21 protein-coding genes and 2 tRNA genes are annotated in these 22,344 nt (G+C 63.1%); 9 read left to right on the top strand and 14 right to left on the bottom strand.

Annotation, left to right across the window (positions count from 1 at the left end):
* Nucleotides 1-3: 3 nt before the first annotated feature.
* From CO664_RS00690 to infC, 3 genes are all read right to left on the bottom strand, one after another.
* A complete protein-coding gene (locus CO664_RS00690; RefSeq protein WP_097537689.1) occupies nt 4-474 on the bottom strand; it encodes a hypothetical protein in 471 nt (156 codons plus the stop codon).
* Nucleotides 475-660: 186 nt separating this feature from the next.
* Nucleotides 661-1,269 (bottom strand): hypothetical protein, encoded by a 609-nt coding sequence (locus tag CO664_RS00685; protein WP_097537688.1) that lies wholly within the window; start codon nt 1,267-1,269, stop codon nt 661-663.
* 272 nt (nt 1,270-1,541) lie between these two features.
* Nucleotides 1,542-2,078: a translation initiation factor IF-3 gene (infC, locus tag CO664_RS00675; RefSeq protein WP_083854172.1), complete on the bottom strand. Its 537-nt coding sequence runs from the start codon at nt 2,076-2,078 to the stop codon at nt 1,542-1,544.
* 218 nt (nt 2,079-2,296) lie between these two features.
* Between infC and CO664_RS00670 the strand changes: the two genes are divergently transcribed.
* Both CO664_RS00670 and CO664_RS00665 read left to right on the top strand, forming a co-directional pair.
* Entirely contained in the window at nt 2,297-3,103 is an 807-nt protein-coding gene (locus CO664_RS00670; protein ID WP_097537687.1) for an alpha/beta hydrolase, read from the top strand.
* 254 nt (nt 3,104-3,357) lie between these two features.
* The gene (locus tag CO664_RS00665) at nt 3,358-3,978 is read left to right on the top strand and encodes a transglutaminase-like cysteine peptidase (protein ID WP_037422307.1); all 621 of its coding nucleotides are present in this window, start codon (nt 3,358-3,360) and stop codon (nt 3,976-3,978) included.
* A gap of 87 nt (nt 3,979-4,065) precedes the next feature.
* On the opposite strand, the gene mbfA is transcribed toward CO664_RS00665, so the two are convergent.
* From mbfA to fabA, 4 genes are all read right to left on the bottom strand, one after another.
* Entirely contained in the window at nt 4,066-5,049 is a 984-nt protein-coding gene (gene mbfA, locus CO664_RS00660; RefSeq protein WP_097525471.1) for an iron exporter MbfA, read from the bottom strand.
* 160 nt (nt 5,050-5,209) lie between these two features.
* Nucleotides 5,210-6,016, bottom strand: coding sequence for an enoyl-ACP reductase FabI (gene fabI / locus CO664_RS00655; protein ID WP_037422312.1), 807 nt, complete (start codon nt 6,014-6,016; stop codon nt 5,210-5,212).
* A 4-nt stretch (nt 6,017-6,020) separates the two neighbouring features.
* Complete coding sequence (gene fabB / locus CO664_RS00650) at nt 6,021-7,241, bottom strand: beta-ketoacyl-ACP synthase I (protein ID WP_037422315.1); 1,221 nt, start codon at nt 7,239-7,241, stop codon at nt 6,021-6,023.
* 50 nt (nt 7,242-7,291) lie between these two features.
* Nucleotides 7,292-7,807 carry a 3-hydroxyacyl-[acyl-carrier-protein] dehydratase FabA gene (gene fabA, locus CO664_RS00645; protein ID WP_037422317.1) on the bottom strand — a complete coding sequence of 172 codons (516 nt, stop codon included), beginning with the start codon at nt 7,805-7,807 and terminating at the stop codon, nt 7,292-7,294.
* A 376-nt stretch (nt 7,808-8,183) separates the two neighbouring features.
* Here fabA and irrA point away from each other — a divergent pair, with 376 nt between their 5' ends.
* Nucleotides 8,184-8,606, top strand: a complete 423-nt coding sequence (irrA, locus tag CO664_RS00640; RefSeq protein ID WP_097537686.1) for an iron response transcriptional regulator IrrA — start codon at nt 8,184-8,186, stop codon at nt 8,604-8,606.
* Nucleotides 8,607-8,608: 2 nt separating this feature from the next.
* Here irrA and CO664_RS00635 read toward each other — a convergent pair whose 3' ends face one another.
* Together CO664_RS00635 and CO664_RS00630 are read right to left on the bottom strand one after the other, a co-directional pair.
* Nucleotides 8,609-9,244, bottom strand: coding sequence for a trimeric intracellular cation channel family protein (locus CO664_RS00635; RefSeq protein ID WP_037422322.1), 636 nt, complete (start codon nt 9,242-9,244; stop codon nt 8,609-8,611).
* 114 nt (nt 9,245-9,358) lie between these two features.
* Complete coding sequence (locus tag CO664_RS00630) at nt 9,359-10,147, bottom strand: YdcF family protein (RefSeq protein WP_097537685.1); 789 nt, start codon at nt 10,145-10,147, stop codon at nt 9,359-9,361.
* Nucleotides 10,148-10,311: 164 nt separating this feature from the next.
* On the opposite strand from CO664_RS00630, the gene CO664_RS00625 reads away from it, so the two are divergent.
* Nucleotides 10,312-11,433, top strand: a complete 1,122-nt coding sequence (locus CO664_RS00625; protein ID WP_141471670.1) for a PAN domain-containing protein — start codon at nt 10,312-10,314, stop codon at nt 11,431-11,433.
* Between the two features lie 18 nt (nt 11,434-11,451).
* On the opposite strand, the gene CO664_RS00620 is transcribed toward CO664_RS00625, so the two are convergent.
* Nucleotides 11,452-11,527: transfer RNA gene (locus tag CO664_RS00620), tRNA-Ala, on the bottom strand.
* Between the two features lie 198 nt (nt 11,528-11,725).
* Nucleotides 11,726-12,115, bottom strand: coding sequence for a TIGR02300 family protein (locus CO664_RS00615; protein ID WP_037422328.1), 390 nt, complete (start codon nt 12,113-12,115; stop codon nt 11,726-11,728).
* 283 nt (nt 12,116-12,398) lie between these two features.
* On the opposite strand from CO664_RS00615, the gene aroA reads away from it, so the two are divergent.
* The 3 genes from aroA (at nt 12,399) to rpsA (ending at nt 17,043) form a co-directional block, all read left to right on the top strand.
* Nucleotides 12,399-13,745, top strand: coding sequence for a 3-phosphoshikimate 1-carboxyvinyltransferase (aroA, locus tag CO664_RS00610; protein ID WP_097537683.1), 1,347 nt, complete (start codon nt 12,399-12,401; stop codon nt 13,743-13,745).
* A gap of 789 nt (nt 13,746-14,534) precedes the next feature.
* The gene (gene cmk / locus CO664_RS00600) at nt 14,535-15,170 is read left to right on the top strand and encodes a (d)CMP kinase (RefSeq protein ID WP_097537682.1); all 636 of its coding nucleotides are present in this window, start codon (nt 14,535-14,537) and stop codon (nt 15,168-15,170) included.
* A gap of 166 nt (nt 15,171-15,336) precedes the next feature.
* Nucleotides 15,337-17,043: a 30S ribosomal protein S1 gene (rpsA, locus tag CO664_RS00595; protein ID WP_097537681.1), complete on the top strand. Its 1,707-nt coding sequence runs from the start codon at nt 15,337-15,339 to the stop codon at nt 17,041-17,043.
* An 84-nt stretch (nt 17,044-17,127) separates the two neighbouring features.
* On the opposite strand, the gene CO664_RS00590 is transcribed toward rpsA, so the two are convergent.
* Nucleotides 17,128-18,687, bottom strand: a complete 1,560-nt coding sequence (locus CO664_RS00590) for a hypothetical protein (protein WP_097537680.1) — start codon at nt 18,685-18,687, stop codon at nt 17,128-17,130.
* 310 nt (nt 18,688-18,997) lie between these two features.
* On the opposite strand from CO664_RS00590, the gene CO664_RS00585 reads away from it, so the two are divergent.
* Nucleotides 18,998-19,327, top strand: coding sequence for a DUF6665 family protein (locus tag CO664_RS00585; protein ID WP_097538547.1), 330 nt, complete (start codon nt 18,998-19,000; stop codon nt 19,325-19,327).
* A 104-nt stretch (nt 19,328-19,431) separates the two neighbouring features.
* Here the strand turns inward: CO664_RS00585 and CO664_RS00580 are convergent, their stop codons facing one another.
* On the bottom strand, nt 19,432-19,860 hold the full coding sequence (locus CO664_RS00580; RefSeq protein ID WP_037422335.1) for a hypothetical protein: 429 nt from the start codon (nt 19,858-19,860) through the stop codon (nt 19,432-19,434).
* Nucleotides 19,861-20,196: 336 nt separating this feature from the next.
* Between CO664_RS00580 and CO664_RS00575 the strand changes: the two genes are divergently transcribed.
* Nucleotides 20,197-20,281, top strand: a tRNA-Leu gene (locus CO664_RS00575).
* An 85-nt stretch (nt 20,282-20,366) separates the two neighbouring features.
* On the opposite strand, the gene CO664_RS00570 is transcribed toward CO664_RS00575, so the two are convergent.
* A complete protein-coding gene (locus tag CO664_RS00570) occupies nt 20,367-22,325 on the bottom strand; it encodes an adenylate/guanylate cyclase domain-containing protein (protein ID WP_097537679.1) in 1,959 nt (652 codons plus the stop codon).
* Between the last annotated feature and the right edge of the window lie 19 nt (nt 22,326-22,344).

Raw genomic sequence — 22,344 nt, 5'->3', positions numbered from 1 at the left:
GCCTCAGAAATTCACGAATCTGCCGGTGCGCGCATCGATCCCGAGATCGCGGATGACGCCTGTGCCATCGCGCGTCCTCAGCCGGTAGACGTCGCTGCCCATGTATCGTACCAGCTCGACTGCGATGACCATTCCGTAGAGATCGCGATCGACCAGGGCGAGCAGCTTGCTGAGCGGCAGGATCTCTCCCCTGGCGACCGCGTCCCGCGCATCCTCCTGGCTTCTGGTTTCCCGGGTCCTGTCGTTCTCCGGGGCCGCCGTGCTGCGGTCGCCTCGGGTGCCGGTATCGCCGCTGCCGCCGGTATCCGAGGTGTCGCGGTTGTCCTTTCCGTCCTCGGCCAAAGCGGCACCGCTCGCGGACAACGGCAGGACACAGGAGGCGACCGACCAGCAAACGAATGCGGCCAGACTCCGGCGCATGAGCGAAGCGGGACGGGGCGGCGCAGCGCGCTCCAGGCAGATATGGTCTCTCATTATCCCCTCAACACAGGTCGCCGCAGCATCCGCCAGAAAAGTGACGGAAACAGGGGTGGAACTTCGATTTTCTTGCTGAAACGGGCGTGCCCCTCGCAGCAGGATGATGCAAGAGGCACGAATATGATAAGTCTGCGGCGATGGCGACAGCCACCGCCGCAGTTCAGGGCTCAGCCCGGAATCGGATCAGTTCGCCGTCGGCGTTCCGCCACCGTCTTGTCCACCGCCGGTACCAGTATCCTGTCCGCCGCTGCCGCCGCCTTCGCCGCCGCTGCCGCCGCCTTCGCCGCCGCTGCCGCCGCCTTCGCCGCCGCTGCCGCCGCCTTCGCCGCCGCTGCCGCCGCCTTCGCCGCCGCTGCCGCCGCCTTCGCCGCCGCTGCCGCCGCCTTCGCCGCCGGTGCCGCCACCTTCGCCGCCGGTGCCGCCACCTTCGCCGCCGGTGCCGCCGCCTTCGCCGCCAGTGCCGCCGCCTTCGCCGCCGGTGCCGCCGCCTTCGCCGCCAGTGCCGCCGCCTTCGCCGCCGGTGCCGCCGCCTTCACCGCCAGTGCCGCCGCCAGTGTCTTGTCCACCGCCCGTACCGGTATCCTGTCCACCGCCTGTGCCGGTGTCCTGTCCGCCGCCGGATCCACCTTCGCCACCTGTAGTGGGGCTGCTCGTGTCGAAGCCGCCATTAGGTCCGGCTTCGAAGCTGCTGGCCGCGCCGGTATCCGCAAGAGCCATCGTCACGGGTCCTCCAACGACGCCGATCAAGCTCACTGTGGAAACGAGCAGCACTTTTTTGAATGCGCTGTGCATATCTATACCCTTCCTTGTTTTGGAACGGGCAGAGACTGGCATCCGGCAACTGACAGGCGGCTGAGCGCGGCTGTCAGCATTCTGTCAGGCCCGCCAACGATGCGCCACTGCATGTCTCCTTAAATCGACCTCGATTTAAGGAGACATGCAGCAATTCAAAGTGCTACAGTGACCTTTGCGCGTCTGATAAGACGCGCGGCGCTGTAGAACGCAAAAAGCCGCCTCACGGCGGCTTTCACTTGGGATTTCGCGTGCGGCCCACGCCTTCGTGCTTACTTCGGCGCGAGCACCATCATCATCTGGCGGCCCTCGAGCTTCGGCTCGGCTTCGACCTTGGCGATCGCCTGCGTATCGTCCTTGACCTGCAGCAGAAGCTTCATGCCGAGCTCCTGGTGGGCCATTTCGCGGCCGCGGAACTTCAGCGTCACCTTGACCTTGTCGCCCTCTTCGAAGAAGCGGTTCATCGCCTTCATCTTCACCTCGTAATCATGGGTGTCGATGTTCGGGCGCATCTTGATTTCCTTGATCTCGACGATCTTCTGCTTCTTGCGCGCCTCGGCCGCCTTCTTCTGGTTGGCGTATTTCAACTTGCCAAGATCGAGAATCTTGCACACCGGCGGTTCGGAATTCGGTGCGATCTCCACCAGATCAAGACCGGCCTCTTCCGCCATGCGGAGCGCCTGGTCGATCGGCACGTTGCCCATGTTCTGGCCTTCGGCGTCGATGAGCTGAACCCGGGGAACCCGGATTTCCTTGTTTGCGCGCGGGCCTTCCTTGACTGGGGCGTCCGCTTTGAACGGTCTGCGAATGGTCGTACTCTCCTCGAGCTGTTTTCGGTAATAGTGGTCGATCAAACGATCAGCGTCATCTCAAACTAGCGCTTGAAACAGTCACTGACGGCAATGTGTGAATTGCGGCTCCAGAGTCAATAGCATGGGTCGCAAGGAAAATCACCTCTTCCAGGCTCTGGCGAATCTGTTTTTAGCGGGATATCTGAACGAAACGGGTGCTTGCGAGGAATTAAGCGATGCCAGCCATGCCGGCCGAAACCGAAGTCACGCATGTAAAGGTGGGCGCGGAAGCCTCGGCGCGCAACATCGCCGTGCGGATTTTCCGCGCCGAACTCCCCTCAAACCGCCCGGCGCTCGTCTGGCTCGGCGGCTACCGGTCCGACATGACCGGCACGAAGGCGCTCGAAGTCGAACGCCATGCGCAAGCGATCGGAACGGACTGCGTCCGCTTCGACTATTCCGGCCACGGCGCTTCCGGCGGCGACTTCAAGGAAGGCACGATCTCGCGCTGGCTCGAGGAAAGCCTTGCCGTCGTCGATCACGCGGTCGCCGGGCGCATGATCCTGATCGGCTCCTCCATGGGCGCATGGGTGGCACTGCGCCTCATCGAAGAGCTGAGAGCACGCGGTGAGGGGAAGCGCATCGCCGGCCTGGTGCTGATCGCCCCTGCCCCCGACTTCACCGCCGAGCTGATCGAGCCCAACCTGTCGCCGACCGAACGGGCTTCGCTCGCCGAACGCGGCTATTTCGAGGAGCCGTCGGAATATAGCCCGGAGCCGAATGTCTTCACCCGCGCCCTGATCGAGGACGGGCGTGAAAATCGGGTCCTTAAAGGGCCGATCGCGACCGGCTGCCCGGTGCATATTCTCCAGGGGATGCGCGATCCCGATGTGCCCTATACGCATGCGCTGAAGCTCATGGAGCACATGCCGGCGGACGATGTCGTCATGACCCTCATTCGCGACGGCGACCACCGGTTGTCGCGCGAGGAAGACGTCTTCAAACTGAAACAGGCGATCAGCGCCATGCTCGCCAAGGCCTAACTTCCGGGCCGGCACTCGTCAACAAACCGCCCCATTTTCGGAACCATTCCCGGACAGCCCGGGATGCAAGGCTTCCGCTGACTTATAGTGGATGATCTTAACCATAAAGGTCAATCAGACGAATCGGTAGATTGACTCAAACCGCCCCGCCATATTAACACTTTATTAACGATTAGAGCAGCGCTAGGGGAAGCCTACAAAAGCTGTCATCAACTTGAGATTGCGCGTGCACGCACGCGCTGCAGGGGATTTGTATGGCATTTTGGACCGGGGTAAAGGCAGGCGTCGCGGGATTCTGCGCATTTTTCATTTCGGCAAGCATGGCGGTTCCCGCTCAGTCGGGATCCACTCCCTGGATGCAGACCGGCTCTGCAACCTCGCAGCCAATCGGGCATTTCGAATTCTGTCAGAAGAACAGAAGCGAATGCGGCGTCCGGTCTCGGGCGGGCGCGCCGCCGCGCGTCACGGCGAGCGGCTGGGCGGTCATCCGGCAGGTGAACGCAGCCGTCAACCGCGAGATCTCGCCGGTCACCGACCAGGAGCTTCTCGGCCGCGACGAGGTCTGGTCCTATCCGAAGGGCCGGGGCGACTGCGAGGATTTCGCGCTTGAAAAGCGCCGGCGCCTGATGCAGCGCGGCTTCGCGGCCGGCAATCTGCTGTTGACGGTAGTGCGCAAGCCCGACGGCGAGGGTCATGCCGTTCTGACGGTGCGCACCGCCCAGGGCGATTTTATCCTCGACAATCTCGACAACGGCGTGAAGCTCTGGACCAACACGCACTACCGCTTCCTGAAGCGCCAGGCTTCGAGCAATAGCGGCCGCTGGGTGACGATCGACAACAGCGCCGAGGTGCTGGTCGGTTCGGTCGGCAACTGAACCGCCGGACAATTCGATCAAGAAAGGGCCGGTCAGCGGCCCTTTCTTCATGACGTCTCTTCCCAATTCCGCTGCGCCGTCGTCGCATCACGCATTGCCGATGACGATGCCCGCCGCGAGCACCAGGCCGCCGCCGAGCACGACCTGAAAGGCCGCCCTGAGGAACGGCGTTTCCATAAACCGGTTCTGGATGAAGGCAATGGCCCAGAGCTCGAAGAAGACGATCGCCACCGCGGTCACCGTCGCCGTCCAGAAATGCGGGATCAGATAGGGAAGCGCATGGCCAAGGCCGCCGAGCGCGGTCATCACGCCGGAGGCGAGACCGCGCTTGACCGGTGAGCCGCGGCCGGAAAGCTTGCCGTCGTCGTGGGCGGCTTCGGTAAAACCCATGGAGATGCCGGCACCGACCGAGGCCGACAGCCCGACCAAGAAGGTCTGCCAGGTATCCTGGGTTGCAAAAGCGGCGGCGAAGATCGGCGCCAGGGTCGAGACCGAACCGTCCATCAAACCTGCGAGACCCGGCTGCACATAGGTAAGGATGAACTGTCGGTGCGACGTTCGGTCTTCCTCGGCCCGCACTTGCGCCGGCGCATGACTTTCGCCGAGCCGGCGGGCGAGAGACTCATGTGCCTTCTCGGCAATCGCCAGATCCCCCAACAGCTTGCGCGTCGCCGCGTCCCGCGTGCGTGCTGCCGCCTCGAGATAGAAGCGGTGGGCAGCCTCCTCCATGGCTTCCGCCTCTGCGCGCGCTTTCTCGATCGGCATCTCGGCAATGAGCCAATCGGGCTTCCGCTCCGGGAAATCGCGCACATGCTCGCGCCGGATGAGCGGAATCCTGCTGCCGAAGCGTGCCACGTGCAGGTCGATCAGCGCCTGTCGGTGGTGGCTCTCTTCCTCGGCCATGCCTTCGAACACGCGGGCGGAATGCGGGTATTTTTCGCGCAGCGCATCCGCATAGGCGAGGTAAATGCGTCCGTCGTCTTCTTCGGAAGAAATGGCGAGTGCCAGAATATCCTGTTCGCCCAGCGACAGAAACGGACGCTTCGAGCGGGAGAAGAGACGGGAAAACATCGATAGCAGCCTTCTTTAGAATTATTCTAAAGAAATAGGCAGCGCATCCTCAGGCGTCAAGGCCGTGGGCCGGTAGGCAGCCGACGCAGCGCCGCCGCCATTCTCCGACCCGCCGGCAAGGTTTCTCCCAATTCAGGCTTGGCGCGCGGTGAGCCTCGCTTCATTCCGCGTCGGCGACGCGGAGCGTCTCGAGCGTCGGCATCGAGGTGATGTTATAGCCGGAATCCACGTAATGGATTTCACCGGTGACGCCCCGGGAAAGATCGGAAAGCAAGTAGAGCGCCGAGCTGCCGACGTCCTCGATGGTGACCGTGCGGCGCAGCGGCGAATTCTTCTGCTGCCAGGAGAGCATGGCGCGGGCGTCGGAAATGCCGGCGCCGGCGAGCGTGCGGATCGGGCCGGCGGAGATGGCGTTGACGCGGATGCTGCGGGTTCCGTAGTCGGCCGCAAGGTAGCGCACCGAGGCTTCGAGCGCCGCCTTGGCGACCCCCATGACATTGTAGTTCGGCATCACCCGCACCGAGCCGCCATAGGTGAGCGTCAGCATCGTGCCGCCATCGCTCATGAGGTCGGCGGCGCGCCTGGCGATCTCGGTGAAGGAGAAGCAGGAGATCACCATGGTGCGGCTGAAATTCTCCCGCGACGTATCCGCGTAGAGACCTTTCAACTCGCTCTTGTCGGAGAAGCCGATGGCATGGACGACGAAGTCGAGCTTGCCCCAGCGCTCCTTGATCGCGTCTATGACGGCGTCGACCGAGGCGATGTCCTCGACGTCGCAGGGGAGAAGGAAGTCGGAATTCAGCTCCGCGGCAAGCGGCTTGACGCGCTTGCCGAGCGCCTCGCCCTGATAGGTGAAGGCGAGTTCGGCGCCCTGGCTTGCGAGGGCCTTGGCAATTCCCCAGGCAATAGAATGGTTGTTGGCCACCCCCATGATGAGGCCGCGCTTTCCGTTCATCAGTCCGTTCATCTGGTTATCCGTTATAGCGCTGGAAGACGAGCGTGGCATTGGTGCCGCCGAAACCGAAGGAGTTCGAGAGAACCGTGTCGATCTTGGCGTTGTCGATGCGCTTGCGGACGATCGGCACGCCCTCGAATTCGGGATCGAGCGTGTCGATATGGGCGCTTTCGCCGATGAAGCCGGCCTGCATCATCAACAGGCCGTAGATCGATTCCTGCACGCCGGCAGCCCCGAGCGAATGGCCGGTCAACGATTTTGTCGACTGGATGTGCGGCATCTTCTCGCCGAACACCTCGCGGATGGCGCCGATCTCCTTCTGGTCGCCGACCGGCGTCGAGGTTCCGTGCGTGTTGATATAGTCGACCTCGCCCTTCACGGTCGCGAGCGCCTGGCGCATGCAGCGCACCGCGCCCTCGCCGGAGGGGGCCACCATGTCGTAGCCGTCCGAGGTCGCGCCATAGCCGACGATCTCGGCATAGATCTTGGCGCCGCGGGCCTTGGCGCGCTCCAGCTCCTCGAGCACGAGCACGCCGGCGCCGCCGGCGATCACGAAACCGTCGCGGTCGACGTCATAGGCGCGCGAGGCCGAGGCCGGCGTGTCGTTGTACTTGGAGGACATGGCGCCCATGGCGTCGAAGAGGTTCGACATGGTCCAGTCGAGATCTTCGTGGCCGCCGGCGAACATCACGTCCTGCTTGCCCCACTGGATCATTTCCGCGGCATTGCCGATGCAATGCGCCGAGGTCGAGCAGGCCGACGAGATCGAGTAGTTGACGCCGTGGATCTGGAACCAGGTGGCAAGCGTCGCGGAAGCGGTCGAGGACATCGCCTTCGGCACCGCGAAGGGGCCGATGCGCTTGGGGCTGACATTCTTGCGGGTGATCTCTGCGGCCTCGACGATGGTGCGCGTCGAGGCGCCGCCGGAACCCATGATGATGCCGGTGCGCTCATTGGTGATGTCGGCGGCATCGAGGCCCGCATCGGCAATCGCCTGCTTCATCGCCACATGGTTCCAGGCACCCGCCTGCGACAGAAATCGCATGGCACGCCGGTCGACGAGTTCGGCCGGGTCGAGCGTCGGCTGGCCCCAGACCTGGCACTTGAAGCCGTGCTCGGCGAAATCCGGGGAAAAGGTGATGCCCGACTTCGCTTCGCGCAGCGACGCGGTGACTTCGTCGGCATTGTTACCGATCGAGGAAACGATGCCGAGGCCCGTTACAACAACCCGTCTCATGGTAGATGACCTTTTCTTTATCTCGCTGGATGCGGGAGACGTCCCGCGGCTTAGTCAGCCTTGTCCTTGGACAGACCGACACGCAGATCGGTCGCCTGATAGATAGTCTCGCCATCGGCCTTCAGCCAACCGTCGGCGGTGCCGAGGACGAGGCGCCCGCGCATGACCCGCTTGAAGTCGATTCCGTATTGAAGCAGCTTGGTATGGGGACGAACCATGCCCTTGAACTTCACTTCGCCGGTCGACAGCGCCATGCCGCGGCCCGGTTCGCCGAGCCAGCCCAGGAAGAAGCCGGTCAATTGCCACATGCCGTCGAGGCCCAAGCAGCCGGGCATGATCGGGTTGCCCCGGAAATGGCATGGGAAATACCAGTCGTCCGGACTGACGTCGTATTCGGCGCGGATAAATCCCTTGTCGAAGTCGCCGCCCGTTTCGGAAATCTCCGTGATGCGATGGACCATCAGCATCGGCGGCAGCGGCAGCTGCGCATTGCCGGGGCCAAACAGTTCGCCTCGGCCGCAGGCAAGGATTTCCTCATAGCTGAAGCTGGATTGCCTGGTGGTCATGAATGGTTGCTTCCCCGAGTTCTCAAAAGTTCTCCGACCTGCTTTAGAGCAAGTTCGGCCTGAATTGAAGCGCGGCCCGTTATGGTCGCTGCCGGTTGCAGTCTGTCACCGTCGTCCAAGCAGAGCGACATGCGGGTGGAAAAACCCGTCTCGCATTGTCCTAAGCGCCGCTCCCTAGGCGATGGCGTTCCGCCGTCGCTTACAGTATGTATGTGGCCTCTGCCAGAGTTAAATGCCAGCCTTCCCTCCCTTTAGGCCGTTTTTCAGGCCTTTGCAGGTCCTTCCAGGGGCGGAATCTATTGAAAGCCTCGGCGGCAGAAGTTATATCGCAAGCTGATACTCCATAATCTTGGCAGGAATATCGGAACGGCTGCGCATGACGAAAGCAACGGAAATCTCTTCGCAGGAGAGGCTGCGCAATTCGGGCCTGCGCCCGACGCGCCAGCGCATCGCGCTCGCGGATCTGATTTTCGCCAAGGGCGACCGTCACCTGACCGTCGAGGAACTGCATGAGGAGGCGGTCGAGGCGGGCGTGCCCGTATCGCTCGCAACCGTCTACAACACCCTGCACCAGTTCACCGAAGCCGGCATGATCCGTGTTCTCGCCGTCGAGAGCGCCAAGACCTATTTCGACACGAATGTTTCGGATCACCACCATTTCTTTATCGAGGGCCAGAACGAGGTCCTCGACATTCCGGTGAGCAACATCCAGATCGGCAACCTCCCGGAGGCGCCGGAAGGCATGGAGATCTCCCATGTCGACGTGGTCGTCCGTCTGCGCCGCAAGACCCACCGCTGAGTCTACATGACCTCGTCTGGATCACGGCCTGGCCCGGCCTTGCCGGCCGGCAGCGTCCAGCCATAGCGAAGTGCCCCCCCGCGGACCGCAAAGGCAGCCGCAACGCCGAGCGCTGAACTCGCGGCAAGTGGCAGGCCGATCAGCGTCGCCACCACGAAGGCGCCGGCGCCGACGAGTGCGGCGGTGACATAGATTTCCGGCCTCAACAGCACTGACGGCTCACCGGCCAAGAGATCACGCAGGATGCCGCCGAAGGTCGCCGTCAGCATGCCGGTGACAATCGCAACCGTCGGCGAGCCGGTCGCCGCCAATCCCTTCGCCGCGCCCATGACGCAATAGGCGGAAAGCCCGACCGCATCGAGCCAGACGAGCAGCCGGTAACGCGACTCGAAACGGTGCGATGTCAGGAACACCAGGAACCCGACCGCGACGCAGACCAAGACATAGGCGGGGTTCATAACCCAGAAAACCGGCGTCGCGCCGAGGATCACGTCACGCATCGTGCCGCCGCCGATGCCGGTGACGGAGGCGAGGAACAGGTAACCGACGATGTCGAGTTGCTTGCGCGAGGCAGAAAGCGCGCCGGTCGCGGCGAACACGGCGATGCCGGCATAGTCGAGAATTTCGAGGATCGGCATGGATGCTCCGCTTGGACGACGCCCGAATTGGCAATTCAAGATCATTACCGCGGCGTCGCCGACAAGTCAGGAGGCACGCGCGCTCTCGCTGCCGTATTGCCGTCCACGCCTGTATCACTCTGGCAGCAGCGTCTGCGTGCGGCCGAGCAGATAATAGGCGAGAAGCCCCGTCCATTCCTTGGCGGCCGTCGTCGCCAGCTGCGCATTGAGCGAGGGCTGAGTGAAATCAAAGCCGAGCCGCACCTTGCCGCTCGTCCGGTAGTCCGCCGGCCAGGGAACGACCTCGATGCCGTTGGCGCGGAAGAGGCCGATCGAGCGTGGCATATGATAGGCCGAAGTGACCAAAGCACAGCGTTCGAGCCCGTTCGTCGCGAGGAGATCCCTCGTATAGCGGGCGTTCTCGAAAGTCGTGCGCGAGGCTTCCTCGCGGATCACCCGATCGGCCGCGATCCCGAAGGCGCCGAAAAAGCCTTGCGAGGCCCGCGCATCGCCTTCATAGGCGCCTGTGATCGAGCCGTCGCCGCCCGAAACCAGAACGCGCGCCGCCGGATAGGCCTTGGCGAGCCGGACCGCCTCGATGAAGCGATCGGCCGCCTGGTTGAACTCGATACCGCCGCGGCTTGCGATCACCACATTCTCAAAGGCGCCGCCGAGCACGATGATGCAGGAGATCTCCGCCGGCGGGGCCAAGGGTCGGGGAAACCGGTCTTCGAGGATCTGCAGGAAATAGGGGCCGGCGGTGGTGAACAGGCTGAGGAACAGCACCAAGAGACCGAGCGAAGCGAAGATGCCGCCGCTCCGGCGGAAGCGGGAGAAGATCAGCAGCACGCCGAAGAGGATGCTGAAGAAAGCAACGGAGAGTGGCTGGGCAATGAGCCAGAAGATTTTGGAGGCGAGAAACATGATGATCGTTCTTGTTCCGGTCGGTTAAGATTTCGCAAAGTCCTTAGGCGGCTTCACCGTCCAGACATGCCACTCTCGACTAAGTCTCTCATCAATTTGTCCGTTTTGACTCCGGATGCAAAGCGGACTTCACTCAACCTTGGGATAGCGTTGAGGGGCGTCTCGTGTTCAAACGCTTAGCTTTAGTACTTGGCTTCCTGTGGATGATGCCGCTCAATGCCGGCGCCGCACAGCTTCAAATGGAGAAGCTCTCGGAGAGCATTCATCTGATCCTTGTCGACGGCGAATTTATCGAAGGCGACGACACCCGTTTCAAGAATATGGCGATCACGGCCGAACGAGCCGTCGTTGCGTTCAACAGCCCCGGTGGCCTTGTACAAGTCGGTATTGAGATCGGCCGAACGATTGCGATCAAAGGCTTCTATACGGCCGTTGCGGATCAACATGTGTGTGCATCGTCGTGTGGGTTGGCTTGGCTGGCTGGCCACAAACGGCTGCTTTCTCCAACATCCAAGATCGGATTTCATGCAGCCTTCGTCAACGAGGCGGGTCGGCAAGATGTAAGCAGTGCGGGCAATGCCCTGGTCGGCTCATGCCTCCAGCAGCTCAACCTTAATCCGAATATCATCGTCTATGTCACCGCGACCGGCCCCTCCTCCATGCAGTGGCTGACGGCGGATGATGCGGAGCGGATCGGCCTGGATGTGAAGGTCTTGCATCTAGGTGACACCGCCGCAGGTGCACCAGTGCCCTTTGGCGGAGCCGCAGAAGAACAAGCCAATCTCTCCGTGCCGGAATCCACTGTCCCGCAGCGAAGCTGGCTCTATTTCGACTACACCGATCTTCCGGGCTACGACCTACCCGGCATGCCGCTGAAGCTCGAGACCGCCGCGCAGTGCCAGTCGGCCTGCCAAGCCACCGACCGCTGCTCTGCCTTCACCTTCAATCAAATTCACAGCGCTTGCTTCCTGAAAGGAATGGCCACCGAAGCGCTACAGTTTTCGGGCGCCGTTTCCGGCTACTATGGTCAGACGAGCGACATCAGCAGGGTCGGCCACGATCTTGGCCCTTCGGTCGCATTTCGGACGAGCAGAAACGTCGAAATCGTGGGCAAACCGTTCGCGAGGATCAAGAACTTCAGTCTGGCCGCCTGTCAGGATCAGTGCGTCCTCACTCCATCTTGCCAAGGCTTTTCGTTCTATCGAAACGGAATGTGCCTGATGTTCGAGGCGCGCAACCCCACGAAGGCAAATCTTACGTCAGTAGCCGGGGTTCGTGCGGACTGAGGGCTGCTTGGGAAATTTTGGTGGAGCTAAGCGGGATCGAACCGCTGACCTCTTGCATGCCATGCAAGCGCTCTCCCAGCTGAGCTATAGCCCCATAGAGGGTCCGGCAGTGCCGGTTCCGGGAAGTTCGTCGGGCGTCGTGCCCGGCGAGTGGCGGCTTATTACTTCTGCTTTTGGCAGATGGCAAGCCGAAAATTAAAGGCCGGAGAAATTTTATCTTCCTTTCCGGCCGGCCGCCCGGCCGCTGCATGATCGCGCGGCCAGAGCAGCTTTTATCCGACTTTTGAACGCCTTAGACGTCCTCGTCCTCGTCGGAGACGCCGATAAGGTCGCTCATGTCGTCGTCATCGTCTTCGTCGTCGGCTTCGAGGAAGGTGTCGTCGTCGTCGCCGTCGATCTCGACGTCGTCATCGCCGAGATCCGGCAGGTCGTCGCCGCCCGATGCCTCGTCGTCGGCATCCTCGAGCGAAACGAGTTCGACTTCGGTGTTCTCTGCATCGACTTCCGTGACGTCTTCCTCTTCCTCCTTCTCGAGCACCTTGGCGACGGAGGTTTCCTCGAAGAACGACAGCGGATAGGACTTGCCGGTATAGGGGGAGACGATCGGGTCACGGTTCAGATCGTAGAATTTGCGCCCCGTTTCCGGGTCGATGCGCTTTGTTCCAAGTTCCGGTTTTGCCACAGTCAAAGCCTCTTGAATGGCCGGCGAGCCGGCTCTTGCCGGTAAAGCCGGCGGTTAGAAAGGTATCAAGCTGATGATGATTAGCCGGTCCCCATAATCGTCTTGGTGTCGTCTGTCAAAGGCAAACTTCCGGGGCCGGCTGCGCCGGATTTTCTTCTTGGGGGAGGATGACCCCTATTGCTCTTTATGTTAGGGAGCGCGCAACACCGGCGGTTCCTCGTTCAACCCCAAGCAGCGCTTGTCCCTGGGCCGCCGACGAGCCGGATTGTCAGAGGTAAATATCATGTCCCATGGCCTGAGCCCGCGGCCCGCCACCGCCAAGAAGTCTGCCGATCTCAAGGGCACCGTGCGCATTCCCGGCGACAAGTCGATCTCGCACCGCTCCTTCATGTTCGGCGGACTGGCCTCGGGCGAGACGCGCATCACCGGACTGCTCGAAGGCGAGGACGTGATCAATACCGGCAAGGCCATGCAGGCGATGGGTGCGAAGATCCGCAAGGATGGCGACACCTGGATCATCAACGGCGTCGGCAACGGCGCCCTGCTGGCGCCGGAAGCGCCGCTCGATTTTGGCAACGCCGGCACCGGCTGCCGACTAACCATGGGTCTTGTCGGCGTCTATGATTTCGATTCCACCTTCGTCGGCGACGCTTCGCTGACCAAGCGGCCAATGGGCCGCGTGCTCGACCCGCTGCGTCAGATGGGCGTGCAGGTGAAGTCGGCCGAGGGCGACCGGCTGCCGGTGACGCTGCGCGGGCCGCAGACGCCGAACCCGATCACCTATCGCGTGCCGATGGCCTCCGCCCAGGTGAAATCCGCCGTTCTGCTCGCCGGCCTCAACACGCCGGGCATCACCACCGTCATCGAACCGGTGATGACCCGCGATCATACGGAAAAGATGCTGCAGGGCTTCGGCGCCAACCTGACGGTCGAGACCGGTTCAGACGGCGTGCGCACCATCCGTCTCGAGGGCCGCGGCAAGCTCACCGGCCAGGTCATCGACGTGCCGGGCGATCCCTCCTCCACCGCCTTCCCGCTGGTGGCGGCGCTGCTCGTCCCGGGCTCGGACGTCATCATCCTCAACGTGCTGATGAACCCGACCCGCACCGGGCTGATCCTGACGCTGCAGGAAATGGGCGCCAATATCGAGGTCATGAACCGGCGCCTTGCCGGCGGCGAGGACGTCGCCGATCTGCGCGTCCGCCATTCGGAGCTCACGGGCGTCACGGTGCCGGAAGAGCGCGCCCCGTCGATGATCGACGAATATCCGGTGCTCGCCGTCGCCGCCGCCTTTGCCGACGGCGCCACCGTGATGAACGGCCTCGACGAACTGCGCGTCAAGGAATCCGATCGCCTTTCGGCCGTCGCCGGCGGCCTGAAGCTCAACGGCGTCGACTGCGACGAGGGCGAAGCCTCGCTCGTCGTGCGCGGCCGCCCGGACGGCAAGAGTCTCGGTAGTGCCGCCGGCGCTCAGGTGAAAACCCATCTCGACCACCGCATCGCCATGAGCTTCCTTGTCATGGGATTGGCCTCCGAGCATCCGGTGACCATCGACGACGCAACGATGATTGCCACCAGCTTCCCGGAATTCATGGATTTGATGACGGGGTTGGGTGCGAAGATCGAGTGATCGATATAACAGGACATCGGTCGGGCTCGCGTGGAACCAAATCTCTGCAAAGCGAAGTCGCAACGAGGCTGACGTGGTGTCATGAGCTCCCCTGTAGCCGACCTTCCCCGCAGCCTCGCTTATGAGCCGTCGCCCGAAAGCGACGGCTCATACGTTACTGCGTGCCACCCGATGGGGCTTGCTGAGTACCCTGTCCTCCTGTGGGAGCGGGTTGCGTGGTTTGCCCGCCTTCAGGCGCCTGTTGCGTTCCCTGCCCACCAGCCGGTGTTTCGATGGTCGGGGCGTTGACATTGACATCCGTGTCACCTCCGCCCCCAGCACCATCGAACAGGTCGCCGCCAAAGAGGAACAAGGCGCCGACGACAAGCAGAACCAACACTATAGCCACGGCCCAGCCGCCGCCACTACCAGTATTCACAACTGTTGGACCTCTATCAGCCATTTAACTTCTCCTTATTCTTCACGCTGTGGCAAAACTCACAGGAGTGATTTAGGTTCCACCAAGAACAAGGACGGCAAAGCGGTACGATATGAGCCCGTGGACGGGCTTGAAATCACGTTTAAATAGTTAGACGCGAAATAATCGTGGTTTTCTTCAGTCGGACGAAAGAATTCCCCTATTGTTTGCCCGGCATGCAGTTGGATGTCGCTCTGAATAATACCACCGCTGACCAGCGCCCTACCCGGCCCATACGCAACAGGCCGGCGAACCGTAAATTATCGAATGATCGTGGATTCTCCGTCGATTTTGATCTAACAGGCCCCGCAGAAACGACCGCAGGACCAAATATGATCACCATCGCCATCGACGGACCCGCTGCCTCCGGCAAGGGCACGCTTTCGCGCCGCATCGCCGAGGAATACGGCTTCCACCATCTCGACACGGGGCTCACCTATCGTGCCACGGCCAAGGCGCTCCTCGATGCTGGGCTGTCGCTCGATGATGAGGCGGTGGCCGAGAGGATGGCGCGTGAGATCGAGCTTGCCGGACTCGATCGTTCGGTACTGTCCGCGCATCAGATCGGCGAGGCGGCCTCGAAGATCGCCGTCATGCCGGCGGTGCGGCGAGCGCTGGTCGAGGCGCAGCGTGGCTTTTCGCTGAGGGAGCCCGGCACCGTGCTCGACGGGCGCGACATCGGCACCGTCGTCTGCCCGGATGCGGCGGTAAAGCTCTATGTCACCGCCTCGCCGGAAGTGCGGGCCAAGCGGCGCTATGACGAGATCATTGCCGGCGGCGGCACGGCCGATTACGGGGCGATCTTCGAGGACGTCAAAAAGCGCGACGAGCGCGACATGGGCCGGGCCGACAGCCCGCTGAAGCCAGCCGAGGATGCGCACTTGCTCGACACGTCCGAAATGGGTATAGAGGCCGCATTCCAGGCGGCGAAGACGCTGATCGACGCTGCCCTGAAAGAGAAGATTTGAAGAAAGCCCTGTTTCCGGTTCCGGCCGAAACCGTCTTTCTCGAAAAGCCTGAAATTCCGTCCATGCGCCGGATTGCCCTTTAAGAAGGGCGGACTGGGTTCAGGCCCTTTTAACGCTAGCCCCCGGCGCACATGCGTCTCCGCCAGGAGATGCAGCAGGAGATTACATGTCTGCAACCACCCCCACCCGTGATGATTTCGCCGCACTTCTCGAAGAGTCCTTCGCCAAGACGGACCTCGCCGAAGGCTATGTCGCCAAGGGCGTCATCACGGCCATCGAAAAGGACGTCGCCATCGTCGATGTCGGTCTGAAGGTCGAAGGCCGCGTTCCGTTGAAGGAATTCGGCGCCAAGGCCAAGGACGGCTCGCTCAAGGTCGGTGACGAAGTCGAGGTCTATGTCGAGCGTATCGAAAACGCGCTCGGCGAAGCCGTTCTGTCGCGCGAGAAGGCTCGCCGCGAAGAGAGCTGGCAGCGCCTGGAAGTGAAGTTCGAAGCCGGCGAACGCGTCGAAGGCATCATCTTCAACCAGGTCAAGGGCGGCTTCACCGTCGATCTCGACGGCGCCGTAGCCTTCCTGCCGCGTTCGCAGGTCGACATCCGTCCGATCCGCGACGTCACGCCGCTGATGCACAATCCGCAGCCCTTCGAAATCCTCAAGATGGACAAGCGCCGCGGCAACATCGTCGTTTCGCGCCGCACGGTTCTCGAAGAGTCGCGCGCCGAGCAGCGTTCTGAAATCGTTCAGAACCTCGAGGAAGGCCAGGTTGTCGAGGGCGTCGTCAAGAACATCACCGATTACGGTGCGTTCGTCGACCTCGGCGGCATCGACGGCCTGCTGCACGTCACCGACATGGCATGGCGCCGCGTCAACCATCCGTCGGAGATCCTGAGCATCGGCCAGCAGGTCAAGGTTCAGATCATCCGCATCAACCAGGAAACCCACCGCATCTCGCTCGGCATGAAACAGCTCGAGTCCGATCCGTGGGATGGTATCGGTGCGAAGTACCCGGTCGGCAAGAAGATCACCGGTACGGTCACGAACATCACCGACTACGGTGCGTTCGTCGAGCTGGAGCCGGGCATCGAAGGCCTGATCCACATCTCCGAAATGTCCTGGACCAAGAAGAACGTTCACCCCGGCAAGATCCTGTCCACCAGCCAGGAAGTCGACGTGGTCGTTCTCGAAGTCGATCCGACCAAGCGCCGTATCTCGCTCGGCCTCAAGCAGACGCTCGAGAACCCGTGGCAGGCCTTCGCGCATAGCCATCCGGCTGGTACCGAAGTCGAAGGCGAAGTCAAGAACAAGACCGAATTCGGCCTGTTCATCGGCCTCGACGGCGACGTCGACGGCATGGTCCACCTTTCCGACCTCGACTGGAACCGTCCGGGCGAGCAGGTCATCGAGGAATTCAACAAGGGCGATGTCGTCCGTGCTGTCGTTCTCGATGTCGACGTCGAAAAGGAGCGGATCTCGCTCGGCATCAAGCAGCTCGGCAAGGACGCCGTCGGTGAAGCGGCTGCTTCCGGCGAACTGCGCAAGAACGCCGTCGTTTCGGCAGAAGTCATCGGCGTCAACGATGGCGGCATCGAAGTGAAGCTCGTCAACCACGAAGACATCACCTCGTTCATCCGTCGCGCCGACCTGTCGCGTGACCGCGACGAACAGCGTCCGGAGCGCTTCTCGGTCGGTCAGGTTGTCGACGCCCGCGTCACCAACTTCTCCAAGAAGGACCGCAAGATCCAGCTGTCGATCAAGGCTCTGGAAATCGCGGAAGAGAAGGAAGCCGTCGCTCAGTTCGGTTCATCCGACTCGGGCGCCTCGCTCGGCGACATCCTGGGTGCTGCTCTGAAGAACCGTCAGAGCAACGAGTAATCGTTGTCAGGCTGGAAATGATAAGCCCGCGGAGAGCGATCTCCGCGGGCTTTTTTTGGGCTGCGATTGCTCTTGATTCGGCGTTCAACCGAGATCGCCGAGTTTCCTGTAGAGGTCATAGGCGTCGCTTGCCTTGGCATCGACCGCATCGTCGCCGTCGCCTTCGGGATCTTGCCCTCGCCTCGCCTCTTCCCGGTCGTCTTTGCCGGTGCCGTCGTCCTCGCCCTCATCGGCTGGATGGCGGTCGGTCCGGTCGGCTTCGTCTTCCGCCTCCTCCTTTGCCGGCAGATAGGGCACCATTGCGAAGGGGATGATCTCCGGCAGACCGCTCTCGACGAGGAGAGCGACGGCCTGTTGCATGGCGACGTCTTCGCCCGCCGGCGCTTGCCCTTGAACGGCAGCCGAACCGCGCAGGGCGGCCTCCGGCTTTTCCGCAGCGACCGGTTCGGAGATGGGCTGCCCGTCCTCGGCGGCACTGTCGGGGGGCGAAGCCTCCGGCAGCCACTCGGGCAAATCAGGCGCCGGCCGCGTCCGCACAGCTTGTCGTTCGCCTTCCCCCGATGCCGGCGCCCGCCGGTCCTCCGGCACGCCTTCCGGCAGATCGAGACTTACTTGCAGGAGCGCATCGGCGGCGTCGGCGAGTGCGGACTCCGGCACGATTTTCCGAGGCGCCGCGGCCTGGACCGGTGCCCGGGCGTCGCTTCCTTTGGCGCGCGTCGGCCCGTAGGTTCCGTCCGCCTCGAATCCTTCCGACCCCCTGGTCGGCGCTTGCGCGCCGCCCGGTTCCGCTTCGCCAAAAATCTGCTCCGCCTCGCCGTCCGGCAACTCGGCGGCCCCATGCTGGGCGGCCACTTCATCGCCCTCAGCACGAACCGGCAATACGTCGTCCGTCGAAGCCGCGGCATCTTCCGAAGCCTCAGCCAAAGCGGGCTCTATCGCCTCGGCCGGCTCGAGACCGTCCTCCCTGGCCACGGCAGGAGGCGCAGACGCAGCACTATCGCCGTTGCTCGTCGATCGCGGCGTTGTGGCCGGGGCCGGCGGTTCCGCTGCCCGGGCCGGTGCAGCGGGCTCTCGCGGCACTTCTTCCAGAACCGGCTCGGCGGATGCACCGTCGTCGGCACCGTAGGTTTTCCGCAGCATCGCCTGCAGCAGCGCCAGGTCGTTGGGCGAGGGCGTCGAGGCGGCGGCAAGGTGCGGGGCGGCCGGCAGCGGCAGCGGCAAATTCCGTATTCCCGTGTGGCCGGCCGGCAACGGCGTCGTGGGGCTCGCGAATCCTGCTGATGGCCCGCTTTGCGTTAGGACAGCCAGGCGTCGCGCGAGGCCGCCGCCAAGCTGCCTCTCTATCGCCTGACGCTCCGGCAGCGGCAGGGATTCCATGAGTTCGACGAGACGCCGGACAAAGCCGCGGCCGCCTTCCTGCGGCAGCGGCGGAAACTTCAGAACACGGGCAAGATCCTCGATGAGCCGCACCAGCGCCTCGCGGGGAAGAACCTCCTTGCCCGAGAGATGACGTCCGAGCATGTCGAGCAGCTTCTGGATCGCCTCGGCGCGCTGGCCGGCAGGCGGCAGGACCCGCCGGACGGCCTGGACGAGATCGTCGCCGGGCGCGGTTGCGTTCCTGATCATGCCAATCGGTATCGGCATCCTCATCTCCAATTGCGTGCGGCACCGCCATCGCGGAGCCGCGCTCGCCATCGAACGTCCTTGCTGCTGGAGGGCGCCTCATGCGCATATCGGCCGATGGGCCGGCCCCGCGGCGGGCTAGCCGCTGGCATGGGACTTGGCATGATGACCGAATATAGAGCGAAGAAGTTTAGGAAGTGTTAACCATGGCTGCGGCAGGGGGCGCCTTTTCCGATGGCCTCGCCAACCGGATCATGCGTCCAAGGCTTCGCTCTTGCCGGAGGGCTCCCGCCGGTCCATCCTATGAGGGCCAGTCCCGATGGAGCTGCCGATGACATTCCGTCCGCCGCAAGCGCTCAGCCGTTTCGATGCCGGAAGCGGCGTGAACGTCCTCGAATACGAATTGATGGCCGAGCGCGCCGACGCCCTGGGGCGCCATGGCCTCAAGGTCGAGAAAGCGCTCGCCGCCCTTACCGGCTTCGACCGGGATCGGGGCCGGCCGGAGGAACGCCAGCGGCTGCTCGACGAGGCGGCTGACGTCGTCTGGGCCTTCCTGATCCAACGGGAAATCTGCGGATTGGGCGACAGCCGCGACGCGGTGCGCCGCTACGGCATTCCGGGGGAAGTCATGGCGCGGCTCGGGATCGTCAGGAAAAGATAGGCCGCACGTCCCAGGGGCGGGACGCGGCAGTCTGCTCGCGTCGCAGCTTCAGGCATCAGGCAGGCCCGGCGAAATCCGCCGCCGAGCCTCATTTGAACGAGCCGTTACCAGCCGTATCTGTAGTACCGATGGCCGTAGTAACCGGGACGATAATAGCGGTACGGAGCGCCGTAATACCGGTATGGATAATAGCCGGGGTAGTAGCCTGGGCCGTAATAGCGGGTGCCGTAATAATAGCGGTTCCCATAGTAATGGTGACGCGGATAGTATCCGCCCGTCCCGAAATAGAAGGTGATTCCGGCTCGCCGATAGCCATGATGGTAGCCCGGCCAGCCGCCGTAATAGCCGCCGCGCCAGCGCGGGTAATAGCCCCGACCATAGTATCCGCGGTGGGTGACAGTTTGGACGCCTGCGGGCGCCTTGATCTCTATGTCGAGCGCCGGACGCGGCATGGCCTGGACGGGCGCTGCGGGGGGGATCATGGAGGCGGCCGCCAAAGCGCAGCTCATAACGAAATTCCGAAATCCCGTCATTTTCTCCTCACTTTCCGAAAGACGTGCTTTCTGGTTCCTGCCCCTTCTCCTCAGACATTTGTTTGGTTGGTTCTATTTCATGACTCTCGGCGCGCACACGCGTACTCAGGCCCGGATCTCCGCGCGGTCCAGTCGTCCGCAGAAGCATGCGCCTCTCCGGCGCTCATGTCACTGGAATTCTTGCCTGTCGTGGCGCGTTGGAACGCTCGTCGGGATCGGCGGAAAGCGGGTTACGTCGAAGCGGCGCCGCTTGCCGGAGCTTTTTCGCGTCCTGAGGTGAAAACTTCAAAATGCCTGTTGACACTTCGCCCCCGGCCTTTTACATGCCGGTCCGTCGCCCAGATGGCGGAATTGGTAGACGCGCAGGTTTCAGGTACCTGTGCCGCGAGGCGTGGAGGTTCGAGTCCTCTTCTGGGCACCATTTCCCTTTAGAAATGCAGAAAAAGCCCGGATTCCCGGGCTTTTTGCATTTTTGCGATCAAGGCAAAAGCGGGCATGCTGACGCCCTACGCCGCCGTGCCCGCCTCTTCGCCGGGTGGCTGTCCGGCGTTCGCGGCGGTCGGCAGCACCTCGTAGATTTCCAGAGCAGTGGCTCGCCCCTTCGCCTGGGCAAGGCCGAGCGGGCGGAAGGCGATCACCTCGCTGCACTGCGCCACCACGGCGCCGCTCGCGAGAATCGTGGTGCCGTAGTCCTTGTTCATGCCCTCGAGCCGCGAGGCGACGTTCACCGTGTCGCCCATGGCGGTATATTGCAGGCGCTCCTTGGCGCCGACGCTGCCGACGACGGCCGGACCGGTATGGAGGCCGAAGCGGGTACGGAACTCCGGCAGCCCCCTCTCCCGCTGGCTGGCGTTGAAGGCGGCGAGCCGCTCTTCGACCGCCAACGCGCAGCGGCAGGCGTGTTCGGCATGGTGCGGATCGGCGACTGGCGCGTTCCACATGGCAAAGACCGAATCGCCGAGAAACTGGATGATTGTGCCTTCATGGGCGGCGACCACCTCGCTGAAGATGTCGAAATATTCCGACAGCATCGCCACCACCGCCTCCGGCGAGTGGTGTTCGCTGATCGTCGTGAAATCGTAGATGTCGGTGAACAGCGCCGTCACCTCCTGGCGCCAGCCGGCGCGACCGGCGAACTGCCCGGATTCGATGCCCTTGCGCACCAGTTCGCGCGGCACGTAAAGCGCAAAGGTGGAGATCGCATCGCGGGCCCTGTTCATCGCGCTGTTGAGGGTCGAGATTTCCGCCACGTGCGAGGAGACCTTGATCGGCGTCGCGAAATCGAGATCCTGCAGCCGATTGGCACTGGCGGTGAGCTGGTTGAGCGACTTGGTGATCAGATGCGCGAGGACTAGCGAGAAGAGGACGGCAAGCACCACCACCGAACCGGAGATGGCGAGGCCCTGGACGAGAGTCTCGTTGGCGGCGGCCATCAACTCGTCGAGCGGCGCCGCGACCACGATCCGGTGGCCCGCTAGAAGCTGCGCCGATTGGATCGGCGTCACCGCGACGAGATAGGTGCGATCGCCGACATCGACCAGGACCGCCTTGCCCGGGGCCGGCGGATTGCGCCGGATGCTTTCGACGAGCGGATCGGCCTCAGGCACCGCGACCGGCGCGGTGCTGTCCTTCGTAGCCAGAATGCGCTTCATCGCCATCGGATCCGAATGGATGATCGGCCTTCCGACAGCATCGAGAACCAGCGACACGGAGTCGGCCGTCAGCCGTTCGCGAGACAGGAAATCGGTGATCGTGTCCACGACGACGTCGGCGCCGATGACGATCTGCGGATTGCCGCGATGAGCCTGCGAAATGGTCATGCCGAGCTTGCCCGTCGTTGCCATCTCGTAGGGGCCGACCGACATCGGCGCCTTGCCATTGACGGCCGCGCGGTACCAGGGGCGCGTCCGCGGATCGTAGGCGGTCGAGGGCACGCGGCGTTCGGCAAACTGCAGGCCGCTTTCGTCGAGGAAGAGGATCCGATAAAGCCTCCTTCCCTGGTCGTCGCGCTCCATCGAACGCACCGCGAGCGTCGCGCCGCGCGGCGCGTCGAGTGCCATCCGCCAGGCAGACGAGCGAAGATCGACCACGTGGAAGAAGGCGCCGCTCGGATAGCCGACATAGACGCCGTCGATATGCGGCGAGCGGATGATGCCTTCGCGCAGCAGCGCCACCTTGTCGTTCATGCGCTGCGGCGGCGGTACCAGAAAGGCGTTGGCGACAGATGCCACGAGGCTGACCAGCGCCGACGTGTCCCCGGAAAGCATACCGAGCCGATCCACGAGGCGATCGACGAAGGCGCCCATGTTGGCCTCGGCATCCTCGATTGCGGCGTTGCGGGCGCGGCGGTAGTCGAGCCCTACGAGGGTGGCGGACACGACGACGAGCACGGCGACCATGACGAGGCTCAGCAGCGACCGGAGCGTCCAGGTATCGAGACGCTTGTTCTCCTTAGAGCCGCGCATGTCCGTGCCCCTATGCGGA

Source organism: Sinorhizobium sp. NG07B (genome assembly GCF_002532005.1).
GTDB lineage: Bacteria > Pseudomonadota > Alphaproteobacteria > Rhizobiales > Rhizobiaceae > Sinorhizobium > Sinorhizobium fredii_C.
The sequence above is the reverse complement of the archived record's forward strand: the minus strand, read 5'-3'. Positions and strand labels throughout refer to the sequence as shown.

Coding starts and splice junctions, on each gene's coding strand:
- CO664_RS00690 (WP_097537689.1), bottom strand. CDS start 474: ATGAGAGACCATATCTGCCTGGAGCGCGCTGCGCCGCCCCGTCCCGCT.
- CO664_RS00685 (WP_097537688.1), bottom strand. CDS start 1,269: ATGCACAGCGCATTCAAAAAAGTGCTGCTCGTTTCCACAGTGAGCTTG.
- CO664_RS00670 (WP_097537687.1), top strand. CDS start 2,297: ATGCCAGCCATGCCGGCCGAAACCGAAGTCACGCATGTAAAGGTGGGC.
- CO664_RS00665 (WP_037422307.1), top strand. CDS start 3,358: ATGGCATTTTGGACCGGGGTAAAGGCAGGCGTCGCGGGATTCTGCGCA.
- mbfA (WP_097525471.1), bottom strand. CDS start 5,049: ATGTTTTCCCGTCTCTTCTCCCGCTCGAAGCGTCCGTTTCTGTCGCTG.
- fabI (WP_037422312.1), bottom strand. CDS start 6,016: ATGAACGGACTGATGAACGGAAAGCGCGGCCTCATCATGGGGGTGGCC.
- fabB (WP_037422315.1), bottom strand. CDS start 7,241: ATGAGACGGGTTGTTGTAACGGGCCTCGGCATCGTTTCCTCGATCGGT.
- fabA (WP_037422317.1), bottom strand. CDS start 7,807: ATGACCACCAGGCAATCCAGCTTCAGCTATGAGGAAATCCTTGCCTGC.
- irrA (WP_097537686.1), top strand. CDS start 8,184: ATGACGAAAGCAACGGAAATCTCTTCGCAGGAGAGGCTGCGCAATTCG.
- CO664_RS00635 (WP_037422322.1), bottom strand. CDS start 9,244: ATGCCGATCCTCGAAATTCTCGACTATGCCGGCATCGCCGTGTTCGCC.
- CO664_RS00630 (WP_097537685.1), bottom strand. CDS start 10,147: ATGTTTCTCGCCTCCAAAATCTTCTGGCTCATTGCCCAGCCACTCTCC.
- aroA (WP_097537683.1), top strand. CDS start 12,399: ATGTCCCATGGCCTGAGCCCGCGGCCCGCCACCGCCAAGAAGTCTGCC.
- cmk (WP_097537682.1), top strand. CDS start 14,535: ATGATCACCATCGCCATCGACGGACCCGCTGCCTCCGGCAAGGGCACG.
- rpsA (WP_097537681.1), top strand. CDS start 15,337: ATGTCTGCAACCACCCCCACCCGTGATGATTTCGCCGCACTTCTCGAA.
- CO664_RS00590 (WP_097537680.1), bottom strand. CDS start 18,687: ATGCCGATACCGATTGGCATGATCAGGAACGCAACCGCGCCCGGCGAC.
- CO664_RS00585 (WP_097538547.1), top strand. CDS start 18,998: ATGACATTCCGTCCGCCGCAAGCGCTCAGCCGTTTCGATGCCGGAAGC.
- CO664_RS00580 (WP_037422335.1), bottom strand. CDS start 19,860: ATGACGGGATTTCGGAATTTCGTTATGAGCTGCGCTTTGGCGGCCGCC.
- CO664_RS00570 (WP_097537679.1), bottom strand. CDS start 22,325: ATGCGCGGCTCTAAGGAGAACAAGCGTCTCGATACCTGGACGCTCCGG.